The organism is Paludibacterium denitrificans, from assembly GCF_009707705.1.
Taxonomy (GTDB): Bacteria; Pseudomonadota; Gammaproteobacteria; order Burkholderiales; family Chromobacteriaceae; genus Paludibacterium_A; species Paludibacterium_A denitrificans.
The window spans coordinates 2,702,124-2,718,673 of record NZ_WLYX01000001.1 but is presented as its reverse complement, the minus strand read 5'-3'; the positions used below and the strand labels follow the sequence as shown (position 1 = coordinate 2,718,673).

The 16,550-nt window shown below is 54.5% G+C and carries 13 protein-coding genes, 2 tRNA genes, 3 rRNA genes and 1 pseudogene; 10 read left to right on the top strand and 9 right to left on the bottom strand.

Annotation, left to right across the window (positions count from 1 at the left end; all coding sequences use genetic code 11):
- The first annotated feature begins 158 nt into the window (after positions 1-158).
- From GKE73_RS17500 to GKE73_RS17475, 7 genes are all read left to right on the top strand, one after another.
- Positions 159-668 carry an FIST N-terminal domain-containing protein gene (locus GKE73_RS17500; RefSeq protein WP_230370933.1) on the top strand — a complete coding sequence of 170 codons (510 nt, stop codon included), beginning with the start codon at positions 159-161 and terminating at the stop codon, positions 666-668.
- A complete protein-coding gene (locus tag GKE73_RS17495) occupies positions 668-982 on the top strand; it encodes a hypothetical protein (protein ID WP_230370932.1) in 315 nt (104 codons plus the stop codon). Before GKE73_RS17500 ends, GKE73_RS17495 begins: the two co-directional genes overlap by 1 nt.
- A gap of 144 nt (positions 983-1,126) precedes the next feature.
- Positions 1,127-1,285: a hypothetical protein gene (locus GKE73_RS17490; RefSeq protein ID WP_230370931.1), complete on the top strand. Its 159-nt coding sequence runs from the start codon at positions 1,127-1,129 to the stop codon at positions 1,283-1,285.
- A gap of 279 nt (positions 1,286-1,564) precedes the next feature.
- Positions 1,565-1,849, top strand: a complete 285-nt coding sequence (locus tag GKE73_RS17485) for a hypothetical protein (RefSeq protein WP_230370930.1) — start codon at positions 1,565-1,567, stop codon at positions 1,847-1,849.
- Positions 1,825-2,919 carry a sensor domain-containing protein gene (locus GKE73_RS24125; protein WP_312854587.1) on the top strand — a complete coding sequence of 365 codons (1,095 nt, stop codon included), beginning with the start codon at positions 1,825-1,827 and terminating at the stop codon, positions 2,917-2,919. The genes GKE73_RS17485 and GKE73_RS24125 overlap by 25 nt, the downstream gene beginning before the upstream one ends.
- On the top strand, positions 2,916-3,590 hold the full coding sequence (locus GKE73_RS24120) for an EAL domain-containing protein (protein WP_280955007.1): 675 nt from the start codon (positions 2,916-2,918) through the stop codon (positions 3,588-3,590). The genes GKE73_RS24125 and GKE73_RS24120 overlap by 4 nt, the downstream gene beginning before the upstream one ends.
- A gap of 223 nt (positions 3,591-3,813) precedes the next feature.
- Positions 3,814-4,461 (top strand): GntR family transcriptional regulator, encoded by a 648-nt coding sequence (locus GKE73_RS17475; protein ID WP_230370929.1) that lies wholly within the window; start codon positions 3,814-3,816, stop codon positions 4,459-4,461.
- A gap of 39 nt (positions 4,462-4,500) precedes the next feature.
- On the opposite strand, the gene GKE73_RS17470 is transcribed toward GKE73_RS17475, so the two are convergent.
- Complete coding sequence (locus GKE73_RS17470) at positions 4,501-5,142, bottom strand: hypothetical protein (RefSeq protein ID WP_230370928.1); 642 nt, start codon at positions 5,140-5,142, stop codon at positions 4,501-4,503.
- 233 nt (positions 5,143-5,375) lie between these two features.
- Between GKE73_RS17470 and GKE73_RS17465 the strand changes: the two are divergent.
- Positions 5,376-6,226 (top strand): annotated as a pseudogene (locus tag GKE73_RS17465) (23S rRNA (adenine(2030)-N(6))-methyltransferase RlmJ).
- A 19-nt stretch (positions 6,227-6,245) separates the two neighbouring features.
- On the top strand, positions 6,246-7,241 hold the full coding sequence (gene dmeF / locus GKE73_RS17460) for a CDF family Co(II)/Ni(II) efflux transporter DmeF (RefSeq protein WP_230370927.1): 996 nt from the start codon (positions 6,246-6,248) through the stop codon (positions 7,239-7,241).
- Positions 7,242-7,306: 65 nt separating this feature from the next.
- On the opposite strand, the gene GKE73_RS26760 is transcribed toward dmeF, so the two are convergent.
- The 3 genes from GKE73_RS26760 to cysD all read right to left on the bottom strand — a co-directional run bounded on the left by GKE73_RS26760 (position 7,307) and on the right by cysD (position 9,743).
- Positions 7,307-8,071: an elongation factor 1-alpha C-terminal domain-related protein gene (locus GKE73_RS26760; RefSeq protein ID WP_312854504.1), complete on the bottom strand. Its 765-nt coding sequence runs from the start codon at positions 8,069-8,071 to the stop codon at positions 7,307-7,309.
- A gap of 13 nt (positions 8,072-8,084) precedes the next feature.
- Positions 8,085-8,744 (bottom strand): GTP-binding protein, encoded by a 660-nt coding sequence (locus GKE73_RS26755; protein ID WP_312854503.1) that lies wholly within the window; start codon positions 8,742-8,744, stop codon positions 8,085-8,087.
- A gap of 72 nt (positions 8,745-8,816) precedes the next feature.
- Positions 8,817-9,743 carry a sulfate adenylyltransferase subunit CysD gene (cysD, locus tag GKE73_RS17450; protein WP_245393862.1) on the bottom strand — a complete coding sequence of 309 codons (927 nt, stop codon included), beginning with the start codon at positions 9,741-9,743 and terminating at the stop codon, positions 8,817-8,819.
- Positions 9,744-10,058: 315 nt separating this feature from the next.
- Between cysD and GKE73_RS17445 the strand changes: the two genes are divergently transcribed.
- Entirely contained in the window at positions 10,059-11,024 is a 966-nt protein-coding gene (locus tag GKE73_RS17445) for an LD-carboxypeptidase (RefSeq protein ID WP_230370926.1), read from the top strand.
- Between the two features lie 227 nt (positions 11,025-11,251).
- Here GKE73_RS17445 and rrf read toward each other — a convergent pair.
- From rrf to GKE73_RS17420, 5 genes are all read right to left on the bottom strand, one after another.
- Positions 11,252-11,366 (bottom strand): 5S ribosomal RNA (gene rrf / locus GKE73_RS17440).
- Between the two features lie 129 nt (positions 11,367-11,495).
- Positions 11,496-14,384, bottom strand: a 23S ribosomal RNA gene (locus tag GKE73_RS17435).
- Between the two features lie 271 nt (positions 14,385-14,655).
- Positions 14,656-14,731, bottom strand: a tRNA-Ala gene (locus tag GKE73_RS17430).
- A gap of 11 nt (positions 14,732-14,742) precedes the next feature.
- A tRNA-Ile gene (locus GKE73_RS17425) sits at positions 14,743-14,819 on the bottom strand.
- Between the two features lie 97 nt (positions 14,820-14,916).
- Positions 14,917-16,454, bottom strand: a 16S ribosomal RNA gene (locus GKE73_RS17420).
- The 16S, 23S and 5S rRNA genes sit together here with 2 tRNA genes alongside, the layout of an rRNA operon.
- Positions 16,455-16,550: the final 96 nt, after the last annotated feature.

Genomic DNA, 16,550 nt, shown 5'->3' with positions numbered 1-16,550 from the left:
GAAAAAATTTATCGACCGCATTCTACGCCAGTACTGTTGCTTCGCTGTCACTAAACATACCGCTACTGGCTGCTTATTTTACCGGCACTGACACAACACAAATCTGCCGTTCACATATCAGTCATAGAATAAGCGCATTAGCCTGCCAGAGCACTGCCATGCATGACCAACAGTTTTTAGCCGATGCTGAACTCGCCTTGCTGCCCGATCATCTGGAACATTGGAAAAAAAGTCATCCCGCTTGCGGCGTTTTGGCGTTAGTCGCCGAAGCCAGTAAAGCGCAGATTCCAGTATTACAAAGCCTGTGCCAAGGCCAGAACATTCCCTTGGCGGGAGCGATTTTTCCGCGCTTGATCCATGGCAACTCTCTGATCGAGCAAGGCATGTGGCTGATCTGTTTCGAGCATGCGCCCCGGTTCAAGCTAATCAGCGGCTTTAGCCATGATACGGCCGCCGACACCGCTTCAATATTGGCCAGCATCACCCCTCAACTTGCTCCGCGGCGGCAGACATTGTTCATGCTGTTCGATGCCATGCTGCCACATATTGGCTCGTTACTGGACGGGCTATATCTCGAGTTGGCCGACCGGGTCAGCTACATTGGCCTGAATGCCGAAGCAGTGAGAGTTTCCAGCCACTCCCCTGCCTGTTTGACAATCGCCAGATAGTGGGAAATGGCCTATTATGGCTGCTGCTGGATGTACCCCATGGCGCCGTGATTGCACATGGCTACCACTCGCAAGCGCCACTGGTCACCGCCTCCAGTACCGAAGGCAATGCCATCGTCAGTATCGACTGGCAACCAGCGTTTCAGGTATACCAGTTACTGGTAAAAACACGTTATGGTATTGCGCTGACGCCAGAGAACTTCTATCAGTATGCGGCGCATTTTCCTTTTGGCATTTTGCGGGCAAACGAAGAAAGCCTCGGTCAGGATTCCAGTCGCAGTGCGGGAAGACGGGGCATTATTGTGTGTGGGTGAGATACCATCGAATGCTGTATTGGCACTGCTACATGCCCCTGATCCGGGCAGTGACGAAACCATCGACCAGCTGGTAAGCCGCCTGCTTAAGCACGTCCGGGCCAGCCCCTGTTAACGTTCTACTGCGCGGGGCGGCGGCTGCATTTGCAAACAACCGGACAGGATGAACTGGTCATGCTGCAACAGCGTAGCGGTGCTACCGAACTGTTTGGCGCACTGACACTTGGGGAAATCGGCCACGATAGCAACTGGGGTTACCCGGTTTTTCATAACGGTGCCATCGTCTGCTGTCCATGGAGTTGAATATGTTTAGCGGTCAATACCTTGCCGTACTGTACGACCCGGAAATGACGCTCTCCAGCGAGATGCGCTTGCAACCGCTGCTAACCAAGGTACTGCAGCGTCTGTTGTTTCATTCCGGCTTTCCGATCGGGATGGCATGCCTGAGTGATCCCAATGTCAGTCGGGCGCAAGGTGGAACCTTTATTCTGGAAGCCGCTATTGGCGACCACGTTCTGGCAAAGCGCCAAGGGCAAGTCATCACCCTTGAGGCCAGCCAGCTGTTAAGCCGAGGCCTGCCTGATGATGGGCGCGTCATGGCTAGATCTGCCCGATACCTCGCTAACGGCGGACAGCACTGTTCTGTACCTGCCGATGCCCAGCACCGGTTTCCTGCTGCTTTGGGCTCCCACGCACAAAGAGGTGCATTTACCGGTACAACAGTTATTCAAACCGGTCATGGCCAATCTGGAGAAATCCATCCGGTTGTGCCGCCATAACGAAGACTATACCCACGCCATCGAGCAGGACCGGGATGAAGCACGCGAACAGTTGGCCGAACAATTGGCCAGAACCGACCGGCGTTAAGCCAGCTGCGCACCTTGTATGATGCGCTGCCAGATCTGGTGTGGCTGAAAGACCCTCACGGCATCTATCTGGATTGCAACCTGCGTTTTACGCAATTTTTTGGCGCCAGCAAGGCTGACATCGTCGGCAAGCGCGACCATGATTTCGTCTCCACCGAGCTGGCCAACGCCTTTCTGGAACATGACCGCAAAGCCATGCAGCAGGATCGCCCCACCAGCAACGAGGAATGGCTGACCTTTGCCTGCGATGGCTATCACGGGCTGTTTGAAACCATCAAAACCCCCATTCGTGACCGGTCCGGCCAACTCATGGGCGTGATGGGCGTGGCGCGCGACATTACCTTGCTACGCCAGCATCAGCAACAGCTGGATTATGCGGCGCATTACAACGCGCTCACAGGTTTACCCAATCAGGTCTTGCTAATCGACCGGATTCACCAAAGTCTGAAGCATGGCAAGCGCAAGCAAAGCCAAGTGGCGCTGTGCTATCTGGATCTGGACGGTTTCAAGGATATTAATGACCGGCTAGGACGTGAGGTTGGCGATCAACTTCTGGTCAGCCTGTCGCGGCAATTGCGTCAGTCCCTGCGCGAGGAGGATACGCTGGCTCACTTGGGCGGCGACGATTTCGTGATCCTGCTGGTCAATCGTGACGAAACGGCCAACCTGCCATACACGCTGCAACAGCTGCTTGACTCACTGCATCAACCGGTACAGATCGGACACCATACCATCAACATGTCCGCCAGTATCGGAGCTACCAGCTACCCTTCCGACCAAGCCGACCCGGACACCTTGCTGCGCCACGCCCACCACGCCATGTACGTCGCCAAGAAGCACAACAAGGGTACGGCCTGCCTGTACGACCCGGAGCTGGACCGGCGTGAACGGGTGCATCAGGATGGACTAAGCCGCATCCGCCAAGGGCTGAAGCAAGACGAGTTCCGGCTGTATTACCAGCCCAAAATCGACATGCGCAGCGGCAAACTGGTTGGGGTAGAGGCGCTCATCCGTTGGCAACATCCAGAACGCGGCGTACTGGCGCTTATTATTTCTTGCCGGACATCATGAACACGCCGATGGAAATTGTGCTGGGCGACTGGGTGCTGGCGCAGGCCTTTGCGCAAGCCACCCGCTGGAATGAACAAGGCAACCCGATCCAGATCAGCATCAACATCTCAGCCTCGCAACTGCAAGAAGACCGCTTTTACGACAAGCTGACGCAACTATTGCAAACTTACCCGTTGGTCTCTCCGCACCAGATCGAATTGGAAGTTTTGGAAAGTTCGGCCCTGCAGGACATTGATAAGGCCGTGATGGTGTTGGAGCGCTGCCGCGCGTTGGGTATGGGTGCGGCACTGGATGACTTTGGCACCGGTTATTCGTCACTGACCTTCTTCCGGCGCCTTCCCGTCAATCTGGTCAAGATTGACCGCTCGTTCGTTTCGGAACTGCCATCCGATCTGGAAGATCAGGTCATCATTGAGGGCGTGGTCAGCATGGCCGGCTGTACCAGCGCCAGATCATTGCCGAAGGGGTGGAAAGCATCGAACACGGCAAAACCTTGTTGCAACTCGGCTGCCACTGGGGGCAAGGGTATGCGATTGGTCACCCGATGCCTAGCGAACAACTGGCTATCTGGCAGGCGGAATGGCGCAGGCCAGAACAGTGGGCGCAGGAACATCACGACAACAACAAATACTGCACGCTCGCCGCACCATCGCTACCGCTCTGATACGTAGCGACAAAATGTAGGCTGAAGTTTCGGCCGCACCTGAGCACTTCAGTAAGGTTGGCCGAAACAGCTGTTGGCGAATCGGTGGCCAGATAAGCAGCCACGGCAAACAGCGAACATCGCATGTGATCAAATCACACCGGCCTTGCAGGCAAGTGCGAAGCTGTCACAGCCTTTACCAAGCTGCATGGTATCATCCCAGCCACTCATCTCCTGCGACTGACACTCCGATGAAAACGCCCTCTTCTTCCACCTTGCAAGATGAAACTTACCAAACACTACGCCAGTGGTTGTCGCTGGGCCGATGGCTGCCGGGTGAGCGACTAAAGATCAAACAGCTGGCCCAGGATATGGCCGTTGGAGAGATGCCGGTACGCACCGCCTTGCAGCGTCTGGTCGCGGAGCGAGCCTTGGCTAATACCCCCAACTGCGGTGTCACAGTGCCACAATTAACCCGCGCCCAGTTTGAAGATATCTTGCAAATGCGCATGCTACTGGAAGGCGAAGCTGCCGAACGTGGAGCGCGCTGCTTGGGCGATGCCGAACGCGCCCAGTTGAAAGAACTGTGCAAAACCATGGAGCAAGCGATCCGGGACGAAGACGTCAAACACTACCTGCGGGTCAATGAAGACTTCCATGTGCTGCTGTACCGGGCGGCAGGCTCTCCGCTACTCCTCTCGCTGATTGAAACGGTATGGCTGCATGTAGGCCCTATCTCCAATCAGCTACATCAGGATTTGCATGTCTGGGCCACCATGAACGACTGCCATGAGGACATGTTGCAAGCTCTGGACCGTAACGACCCGGCCGCCGTACGTCGTGCCATCGAGCGCGACCTGTTCAGCGCTGGTCAGTACCTCAAGAGCCTGTGTCGCTAACCGGATCAGAGCGACAAGGTCGGCCGAAAAGATCCCTGCCTAACCTCGCAGGGATGGATCGTGAAACCACTCTGACAGCAGGTGGCGAATAGCCTTGGCATTTTGCCGTGGCTGGTGACCTTCCAGCCATTGTGCACGGTCAAGATGGAAGCTATAGCGCAGAAACATGGCCTGCCCGCGGCGCCAGCCACCGGACTGTGTATAGACACAGACCCACGGGTCACCCTCACGCCAGCCTATCGCAGTTGGCACCCCCTCCACTTCGCCCAGCCACCAAGGATCCGCCGCATTGAAATGCACTTCATCCAGCAGCACGGTGCGCAGCAGTGGCGAAACATTGCCACGTTCGGCATACGCCTGACGCAGATGCCGACAAAGCCGCTCCTTCTTGCCGGGTAAAGCCTGAATGCCGCTGCCGTGAAACTGGCGACAACTACAGGTTAACGCACGCAGATCAACCTGATAGGTAGACGGTGGGTTCACCAGACTGGGCACCTGTTGCTTATCGACATCCAGCGGCGGCAGATTGACCGTATCGGTCAGACGTGGCCACCGTCGGCGTACCCAACTAAGACCAGAACCGGGCGTGGCAACCGGGCTCGCCGCCGATACGGCCGACTCCAATTGGTCCAGTGCCGAAGCAGCGCAGGCTGCCGTTTCCTCCGCCCATACCAAACCCATCCAGCCAGCACCACAATCAGGACTGCTACTCCGCACAGCCACCCGCCTATTCCTGTCCACTCAACCATGTTGCCTCATCGTTTCACACCGCGAGCCTACCCACCAAACATCTTCACCTGAACATACCATATTCCAAATGGAAATTGGTCACCATTACTGACTGGGCTACGCCAATACAGCCCCACCCCAATCCGGTACAATTGCTTAAGCAATTCGTTTGAAAGCCCTTGTGTATGTTGAGTTATCGCCACGCCTTTCATGCCTAAGCAACCATGCCGATGTACTGAAACATTTTATCGAAATTCAGTTACTGGACTATCTGGGACAAAAGTCCAAACCGTACTGGTATATCGATACCCATGCCGGTGCTGGTGCCTATTCGCTAACCGAAGGCTATGCCACCAAGAATGCCGAATTCGAAAGCGGCATCGCACGGTTATGGCAACGTAACGATCTGCCTGCTGCGCTGCAGCACTATATCGAAGTCATCCAGCAACTCAATCCGGATGGCCAACTGCGACATTATCCCGGCTCGCCATGGTGCGCTGCAGAAGTCATGCCCGCGTCAGACAAACTGCGGCTGTTTGAACTGCACCCGTCAGATTACCAACTGCTACAGGCTAATTTTCAACATGCCGGACGCCGCGTACAGATTCAGCAGGCCAACGGATTTGACGGCCTCAAGGCTGTTCTGCCTCCGCCGCCACGCCGGGCGCTGATTCTCATCGACCCGCCGTATGAAGACAAGCAGGATTACCAGCATGTCACCCATGCGTTGAAAGAAGGGCTGAAGCGTTTTGCCACCGGGGTCTATGCGGTCTGGTATCCCTGCCTGCAACGGGTGGAATCGCGTCAACTCCCCGAACAATTAAAGAAGCTTCCGGCCAAGAACTGGTTACGCGTTGAGCTACATGTCCAAAAACCGTCTGCCGATGGTTTTGGCATGCACGGCAGCGGCATGTTCATCCTCAATGCACCGTGGACATTGCCGCAGACACTGCGCGAAGTCATGCCTTACCTGACAGAACATCTGGCACAAGACGGCCAGGCCCAATTTATCCTCGAAACCGGTGGCGACCTGTAACGCCAGCAAGGAAAAAACCATGCTTTCCCAACGCGCTGAACAACTGCGCCATAGCCATGTTTACGGTCAGGACAGCCGGGCCGCCGAACGCAAGACCCGGCTGGTGATGTGGATCACCCTGATCATGATGGTGGTCGAAATCGTCGCGGGCTGGCGTTTCAACTCCATGGCATTGCTGGCCGATGGCTGGCACATGAGTTCGCACGCCGTCGCAATCGGGCTGTCCGCCTACGCGTATGCCACAGCCCGCAAACATGCGGCCGATCCGCGCTTTGCTTTCGGTAGCTGGAAAATCGAGATACTGGGCGGGTTTGCCAGCGCCCTGTTCCTGCTTGGTGTAGCGCTGATGATGGCGATAGGCTCGGTAGAACGCCTGCTGCAACCGCAGACCATCAACTTTGATGAAGCCATTGCCATTGCCATTTTGGGGCTGGTGGTCAATCTGGTTTGTGCTGGCATCCTTGGCCACGACCATAGTCATGATCACGGGCACAGCCATCACGACCATGGACATGGGCATGATCATCATCAACATGGGCACGAGCACCACGACCTGAACCTGAAATCCGCCTATATCCATGTCGTTGCGGACGCCGCCACTTCAGTTCTGGCCATCGCGGCGTTGTTTGGCGGCAAACTGTATCAGTGGAACTGGCTGGACCCGATCATGGGTGTCGTCGGCGCCATTCTGGTCGGCATCTGGGCCAAAGGGCTGCTGCTGGATACCGGACGTATCTTGCTGGATCGCGAGATGGACGCGCCCGTCACCGACGAAATCCGTCAGGTCTTGCAAGCGGATTGGCCGCACCAGCCGCTGGCAATCAGCGATCTGCATGTCTGGCGGGTCGGCAAGGAACACTATGCCTGTATTGTCAGCGTGGTGACGCACGACAGCCAGCTCACGCCCGATCACGTCAAACAGGCGCTCTCGATTCATGAAGAATTGGTACATATCACGGTCGAAATCCATCATGTGCCATCAGCGGAAGCGCATGACGGCCATCATGGCAGCTGATTCGGCCAACCCTGAACGACAAAAAAGCCAGCGTCACGCGCTGGCTTTTTTTATTCCCACATCCATCAGCGGTTGAGTAAGCCGCTAATGTCTTTTGCCTCCCAGTGCGGGAAATAACGCCGCACCAGTGCGTTCAACTCCACTTCAAACTCCCGCAATCGTGCCAGCTCATCCACCGCCTCCGGTACTTCACTATCGGCAGACGCCACGATCATCCCGGCAGCCGAAGTGGCATTGCTCAAACGATCGATAACGATGAAGCTCCCCGTTCCGCGGCACTGGGTATATGCATCAAAGACCACCGGTGCGTTCAGTTCGATACGGCACAGGCCGATTTCGTTCAGCGCCAGTTGGCTAACATTGAGCTTTTCCAAGGTATTGACGTTGATCCGGTGCTCAATGTTCGCGACACGGCCAGTGACATACTTCCCGGCCAGCTTGAAACCATATTCCTTGCCAACCACCAGCGGTGCCTCATTCATCCACACCACATGGGCTTCAAAAGCACGCGATACCGCGGGCCAAGTCTCAGATGCCCGCACGATCACGTCGCCACGCGAGATATCGATTTCGTCTTCCAGCGTAAGGGTAATTGCCTGCCCTGCACCGGCGGCAGCCAAGTCACCATCGTAGGTCACAATCGCTTTTACCCGGCTCTTCTTGCCAGACGGCAACACCACGACGTCGTTGCCGGGATGGATTTCGCCAGCAACGATGGTGCCGCAAAAACCGCGGAAGTCGAGGTTCGGACGATTGACATACTGCACCGGCAACCGGAAGGCCGACAGCGCCACGTCATCTGCCACATCCACGCTTTCGAGCCGTTCCATCAGCGTTGGGCCATCATACCAGGGCGGCGTTCTGGCTACGATTGACGACATTATCGCCACGCAAGGCAGAAATCGGCACGAACTGGATATCCGGAATGGTCAAGTGTCCGGCAAATTGCAGGTACTCATCACGAATACGGTTGAAAACCTCTTCGCTGAAATCGACCAGATCCATCTTGTTGACGGCTACGATCACATGCTTGATGCCCAGCAGGCTGACAATGTAGCTATGGCGGCGGGTCTGGGTCTGAACCCCGTAACGGGCGTCAATCAGGATGATGGCCAGATTACTGGTCGAAGCGCCGGTAGCCATATTGCGCGTGTACTGCTCATGCCCCGGGCAGTCGGCAATGATGAACTTGCGTTTTTCGGTATTGAAGTAGCGATACGCCACGTCAATGGTAATCCCCTGCTCGCGCTCGGCTTGCAAACCATCCACCAGCAAAGCCAGATCAATCTCCTGGTCGGTGGTGTTGAACTTCTTGGAGTCGCGCTCGATCGCCGCCAGCTGGTCTTCAAAAATCAGCTTGGAGTCGTGCAACAAGCGGCCAATCAGCGTGGATTTGCCATCATCGACATTGCCGCAGGTGATGAAGCGCAGCATGTCTTTGTTTTCATGCTGCTTGAGGTATTCCAGAATATCACTGGCAATCAGATCAGACTGGTGTGTCATGGTTCTAGCTTCCTTGCTGACCGTAGCATTCGGCCAACTTAATACGTTACAGACCCAAAGGTTGGCCGAAAATCAGAAGTAGCCTTCCATTTTCTTCTTCTCCATCGACCCGGAAGAATCATGGTCGATTACCCGTCCCTGACGTTCGGAAGTCTTGGTCAACAACATTTCCTGAATCACTTCCGGCAAGGTGGTGGCGGTAGATTCCACCGCTCCGGTCAACGGATAGCAGCCCGTGGTACGGAAGCGTACACGGCGGTTCTGGATGCTGGCTTTTTCCTCATCGGTGAGGTACTGCAGAATGCGATCATCGTCGATCATGATCAACGTACCGTCACGCTCAATCACCGGGCGTTCGGCCGCAAAGTACAACGGCACGATTTCGATATTTTCCAGATAGATGTATTGCCAGATGTCCAGTTCGGTCCAGTTGGACAACGGAAACACGCGGATACTCTCGCCCTTGTCGATCTTGCTGTTGTAGATATTCCAGAGTTCCGGTCGCTGGTTTTTCGGGTCCCAGCGGTGGTTCTTGTCGCGGAAGGAATACACACGCTCCTTGGCCCGGGATTTCTCTTCATCCCGACGCGCACCGCCAAATGCCGCATCAAACTTGTACTTGTCCAGCGCCTGTTTCAGGCCCTGCGTTTTCATCACATCGGTATGCTTGGCGCTGCTTACGGTAAACGGGTTGATACCGGCTTTCACACCTTCTTCATTGACGTGAACGATCAAATCCCAGCCATACTCACGCGCTTGCTTGTCACGCAGTTCAATCATTTCCTTGAATTTCCACGTGGTATCGACGTGCATGAGCGGAAACGGCGGCTTGCCCGGCGCAAAGGCCTTCTGAGCCAGGTGCAACATCACGGCAGAGTCTTTACCAATGGAATACAGCATCACCGGATTTTCAAATTCGGCCGCCACTTCACGGATGATATGAATCGACTCTGCTTCCAACTGCTTGAGGTGAGTCAGCCTCTGTTGACTGATTTTCATCGTATGCCTGTCTTCCTTGCCAGCCAAACCGGTATCACCGGTTCTCGGTCTATGTGTGCTTGAGTGCAATGTACCTAAGCCGAGGCAACTCTTCAAAACCGATTAGATATATCAATATGCACTATCTAATTCACAAATTAGTCCAAAGAGCAATAAAGTAACTCACCCCGTAGCACCTGACACACCCACAGACAAAAGAGCACAACCCTATTCTGCACAACCTACTCGGGCTATCATGAGGCCGACATTCCCTCACCAAGCAATCACCAAAGCCCAATAGCAGATGACTCTTCAAAACGCATCTTCCCCCTCGACTTGTGCGCAAACCATTCACATCGTGGCCTGCTCCGGCCAATTGCCCGATGTGGCGCAAACAGAACGCGGGCTGGAACGACTGCAACAGGCAGGATTTCATCTCACCAATACTCATGCCACCCGGCGCCGCTATCAACGGTTTGCTTAAGCACTGACGCCGAACGACTAAACGATCTCAACCAATTAATTGCCCACCAAGACATTCCCGGCAAAATACTCGCCGGGCGTGGCGGATATGGCGCCGTACGGCTGCTACCGCAACTGGACTATGCGCGACTCTGCCCGCTCTTACGCGAAGCAGGCACTCAGATCATCGGTTATAGCGATTTCACCGCCATTCAACTGGCGCTACTGGCACAAGGGCAACTTGGCAGCTTTGCCGGGCCGATGGTGTATGGAGACTTTGGCTGCCGCCAACCTAGCCATTACACACAGGAACACTTCATCGGCGTCACTACACAAGCAAGCTGGACGTTATCTTGCAACAGCCAACAAGTAGACGAAGGGCAAGGCGAAGGACTGTTCTGGGGAGGGAACCTCAGCGTACTCTGCAGCTTATTGGGCAGCCCATACTTCCCCGACATCAAGGGTGGGTTACTCTTTTTAGAAGATGTGGGCGAACAACCCTATCGCATTGAGCGCATGCTGCAGCAACTATATCTATCCGGCGTATTGGGCCAGCAAAAAGCCATATTCATGGGCGATTTTGGCACTGGCAACATGACCGATGCCTACGACTCCAACTACACCTTAGCAACCGTCATCGCAGAGATCCGGCAAATATGCAAAATCCCTGTTTTTACCGGCATCCCATTTGGACACACACATCACAAAACCACGCTACCGCTTGGATTTCCGGCAAGCTATCAAGCCGCCCCCGATCAACTAACACTGACATTTAGCGACTATCCTCATCACTGCACTCAAGGATTAAATCTTTCGGCCTTACTCACCCCTAACGACTAATGCCTGACAGAAAATAGGCACCGTCGCCAAGCGGAACACACAGCGACTAGAAACGTCCCAACCTGATGCTGTAACAGCAAGCTACGCTTATTCACGGATTAAGACAGGACAGGATGCGGAGCCGGGGACGCCAAGGCGCGGCCCGGCCATGGAGCCAGAGGAGAAGGCGCGGTGGCCGGTGTGAAATGCAAGAAGCCCAGCTGATTGAGCTGGGCTTCGTAAGGGGAGTCTGGCGGTGTCCTACTTTCACATGGCGAATGCCACACTATCATCGGCGCTAAGGCGTTTCACGGTCCTGTTCGGGATGGGAAGGCGTGGGACCACCTCGCTATGGCCACCAGACATAAACTGTCAACAAACTGTAAGAAGCCTTGGGTTGATCTCTCAACCCTGAATTAACTTATGATTTCGGTAATTGATTGCACGTCGCACATTTACAGCCAGCTCGGTTTCCCAAGCCACTCAAATGATAGGATCAAGCCTCACGAGCAATTAGTATCGGTTAGCTTCACGCCTCACAGCGCTTCCACACCCGACCTATCAACGTCCTGGTCTCGAACGACTCTTCAGGAGGGTCAAGCCCTCAGGGAAGTCTCATCTTCAGGCGAGTTTCCCGCTTAGATGCTTTCAGCGGTTATCTCTTCCGAACTTAGCTACCCGGCAATGCCACTGGCGTGACAACCGGTACACCAGAGGTTCGTCCACTCCGGTCCTCTCGTACTAGGAGCAGCCCCCGTCAAACTTCCAACGCCCACTGCAGATAGGGACCAAACTGTCTCACGACGTTTTGAACCCAGCTCACGTACCACTTTAAATGGCGAACAGCCATACCCTTGGGACCGGCTACAGCCCCAGGATGTGATGAGCCGACATCGAGGTGCCAAACTCCGCCGTCGATGTGAACTCTTGGGCGGAATCAGCCTGTTATCCCCGGAGTACCTTTTATCCGTTGAGCGATGGCCCTTCCATTCAGAACCACCGGATCACTATGTCCTGCTTTCGCACCTGCTCGACTTGTCGGTCTCGCAGTTAAGCTACCTTTTGCCATTGCACTATCAGCACGATTTCCGACCGTACCTAGGTAACCTTCGAACTCCTCCGTTACACTTTGGGAGGAGACCGCCCCAGTCAAACTGCCTACCATGCACTGTCCCCGATCCGGATAACGGACCAAAGTTAGAACCTCAAAGGGGTCAGGGTGGTATTTCAAGGTTGGCTCCACCAGAACTAGCGTCCCGGCTTCTAAGCCTCCCACCTATCCTACACAAACCACTTCAAAGTCCAATGCAAAGCTACAGTAAAGGTTCACGGGGTCTTTCCGTCTAGCAGCGGGTAGATTGCATCTTCACAAACACTTCAACTTCGCTGAGTCTCAGGAGGAGACAGTGTGGCCATCGTTACGCCATTCGTGCGGGTCGGAACTTACCCGACAAGGAATTTCGCTACCTTAGGACCGTTATAGTTACGGCCGCCGTTTACCGGGGCTTCGATCAAGAGCTTGCACCCCATCACTTAACCTTCCGGCACCGGGCAGGCGTCACACCCTATACGTCCACTTTCGTGTTGGCAGAGTGCTGTGTTTTTGTTAAACAGTCGCAGCCACCGATTCTCTGCGACCTGTCGTAGCTTCAACCGCAAGGGTTTACACCACAACAGGCATACCTTCTCCCGAAGTTACGGTATCAATTTGCCGAGTTCCTTCTCCTGAGTTCTCTCAAGCGCCTTAGAATTTTCATCCTGCCCACCTGTGTCGGTTTGCGGTACGGTTCTCGTATAGCTGAAGCTTAGTGGCTTTTCCCGGAAGCGTGGTATCAGTCACTTCAGATCCGTAGATCCTCGTTATCACGTCTCGGCCTTAAGGAGAGGCGGATTTGCCTACCTCTCCAGCCTACCGGCTTGAACCAGGGCATCCAACACCGGCTGACCTAACCTTCTCCGTCCCCACATCGCACTATACGAAAGTACGGGAATTTTAACCCGTTTCCCATCGACTACGCTTTTCAGCCTCGCCTTAGGGGCCGACTCACCCTACGCCGATGAACGTTGCGTAGGAAACCTTGGGCTTTCGGCGAGCGGGCTTTTCACCCGCTTTATCGCTACTCATGTCAGCATTCGCACTTCTGATATCTCCAGCATGCCTTACGACACACCTTCACAGACCTACAGAACGCTCCCCTACCACGCACAGTAAACTGTGCATCCGCAGCTTCGGTTATAAGCTTGAGCCCCGTTACATCTTCCGCGCAGGACGACTCGACCAGTGAGCTATTACGCTTTCTTTAAATGATGGCTGCTTCTAAGCCAACATCCCGGCTGTCTAGGCCTTCCCACCTCGTTTACCACTTAGCTTATCATTTGGGACCTTAGCTGGCGGTCTGGGTTGTTTCCCTCTTGACGATGGACGTTAGCACCCACCGTCTGTCTCCCATGCTTGCACTTTCCGGTATTCAGAGTTTGCCATGGTTTGGTAAATCGCAATGACCCCCTAGCCATAACAGTGCTTTACCCCCGGAAGTGATACATGAGGCACTACCTAAATAGTTTTCGGGGAGAACCAGCTATCTCCGAGTTTGTTTAGCCTTTCACCCCTATCCACAGCTCATCCCCTAATTTTGCAACATTAGTGGGTTCGGACCTCCAGTGCGTGTTACCGCACCTTCATCCTGGCCATGGATAGATCACTCGGTTTCGGGTCTACACCCAGCGACTAAGACGCCCTATTCGGACTCGGTTTCCCTACGCCTCCCCTATTCGGTTAAGCTTGCCACTGAATGTAAGTCGCTGACCCATTATACAAAAGGTACGCAGTCACCCCTTGCGAGGCTCCCACTGTTTGTATGCATCCGGTTTCAGGTTCTATTTCACTCCCCTCCCGGGGTTCTTTTCGCCTTTCCCTCACGGTACTGGTTCACTATCGGTCGATCACGAGTATTTAGCCTTGGAGGATGGTCCCCCCATCTTCGGACAGGATTTCGCGTGTCCCGCCTTACTTTTCGTACACTTAGTTCTTGCCATGGCTTTTCGTCTACGGGACTATCACCCACTACGGTGGCACTTTCCAGAGCCTTCGACTAAGCCAAGTCATAAAGAGTACAGGCTGTTCCGCGTTCGCTCGCCACTACTGACGGAATCTCGGTTGATTTCTTTTCCTCGAGTTACTTAGATGTTTCAGTTCACTCGGTTCGCTTCCACTGACCTATGTATTCAGTCAGGGATACCTATTGCTAGGTGGGTTTCCCCATTCGGATATCGCGGGATCAAAGCTCTATTGCCAGCTCCCCCGCGCTTTTCGCAGGCTTACACGTCCTTCATCGCCTGTGATCGCCAAGGCATCCACCAGATGCACTTAGTCGCTTGACCCTATCATTTCAGTAACCCGGTTACTTCCACAACAGGCTGTGTTTGTGCGACATGCCACACCGCCCCTTTTGATATGGCGACATGACATCGATACAATCAAATTACCCAAAGTCGACAAGCTTTCCAACGAAGAATTAACTCCGTTTTCCTTCTTGCCGTCTTGTTAATTCGGCTTCTTCAGTTTGTTAAAGATCGGGCGTGCGACCTTGCGGTCTGTCAACGCAAACAAAAATTCACCGCCTCTCGACGATGCGCTTTTGTTTGGGCTGAGTGGTGGAGGATGACGGGATCGAACCGACGACCCCCTGCTTGCAAAGCAGGTGCTCTCCCAACTGAGCTAATCCCCCAACAGGTCAAATGGTGGGTCTGGTTGGACTCGAACCAACGACCCCCGCCTTATCAAGACGGTGCTCTAACCAGCTGAGCTACAAACCCAGTTGACGATGGCGTCTCGCCTCGCAGCAAAACTCCATGCCCTTAACTTCCAGAACAACCGATAGGTTGTGAGTACTCGGCTTCCGCCTTTCTCTAGAAAGGAGGTGATCCAGCCGCAGGTTCCCCTACGGCTACCTTGTTACGACTTCACCCCAGTCATGAAGCATACCGTGGTAACCGGACCCCCGAAGGTTATCCTAGCCACTTCTGGTATCCCCCACTCCCATGGTGTGACGGGCGGTGTGTACAAGACCCGGGAACGTATTCACCGCAGCATGCTGATCTGCGATTACTAGCGATTCCGACTTCACGCACTCGAGTTGCAGAGTGCGATCCGGACTACGATCGGTTTTCTGAGATTAGCTCCACCTCGCGGCTTGGCAACCCTCTGTACCGACCATTGTATGACGTGTGAAGCCCTGCTCATAAGGGCCATGAGGACTTGACGTCATCCCCACCTTCCTCCGGTTTGTCACCGGCAGTCTCATTAGAGTGCCCAACTTAATGATGGCAACTAATGACAAGGGTTGCGCTCGTTGCGGGACTTAACCCAACATCTCACGACACGAGCTGACGACAGCCATGCAGCACCTGTGTTACCGCTCCCTTTCGGGCACCCTCTAATCTCTCAGAGGTTCGGTACATGTCAAGAGCAGGTAAGGTTTTTCGCGTTGCATCGAATTAATCCACATCATCCACCGCTTGTGCGGGTCCCCGTCAATTCCTTTGAGTTTTAACCTTGCGGCCGTACTCCCAGGGCGGTCAATTTCACGCGTTAGCTACGCTACCAAGGATTCAAACCCCCAACAGCTAATTGACATCGTTTAGGGCGTGGACTACCGTGGTATCTAATCCTGTTTGCTCCCCACGCTTTCGTGCATGAGCGTCAGTATCATCCCGGGGGGCTGCCTTCGCCATCGGTATTCCTCCACATCTCTACGCATTTCACTGCTACACGTGGAATTCTACCCCCCTCTGACGTACTCTAGTCGTGCAGTCTCCAATGCCGTTCCCGGGTTAAGCCCGGGGCTTTCACATCAGACTTGCACAACCGCCTGCGCACGCTTTACGCCCAGTAATTCCGATTAACGCTCGCACCCTACGTATTACCGCGGCTGCTGGCACGTAGTTAGCCGGTGCTTATTCTTCAGGTACTGTCATCCCCAAACGCTATTAACGCTCAGGATTTCCTCCCTGACAAAAGTCCTTTACAACCCGAAGGCCTTCTTCAGACACGCGGCATGGCTGGATCAGGGTTGCCCCCATTGTCCAAAATTCCCCACTGCTGCCTCCCGTAGGAGTCTGGGCCGTGTCTCAGTCCCAGTGTGGCGGATCATCCTCTCAGACCCGCTACGGATCGTCGCCTTGGTAAGCCTTTACCCCACCAACTAGCTAATCCGACGTCGGCCGCTCGAATAACGCGAGGCCCGAAGGTCCCCCGCTTTCCTCCTCAGAGCGTATGCGGTATTAGCACTCCTTTCGAAGCGTTATCCCCCATTACTCGGCACGTTCCGACGCATTACTCACCCGTTCGCCACTCGCCACCAGGAGCAAGCTCCCGTGCTGCCGTTCGACTTGCATGTGTAAAGCATGCCGCCAGCGTTCAATCTGAGCCAGGATCAAACTCTTCAGTTCAATCTCTTAGCAAATTTCTGGCACGCAAGATCAAAGAAATAAAACAAGTATTTCTGTCTCTTGCAGTGCAAGTGTTGGCTTCTACCAAGCACTCAC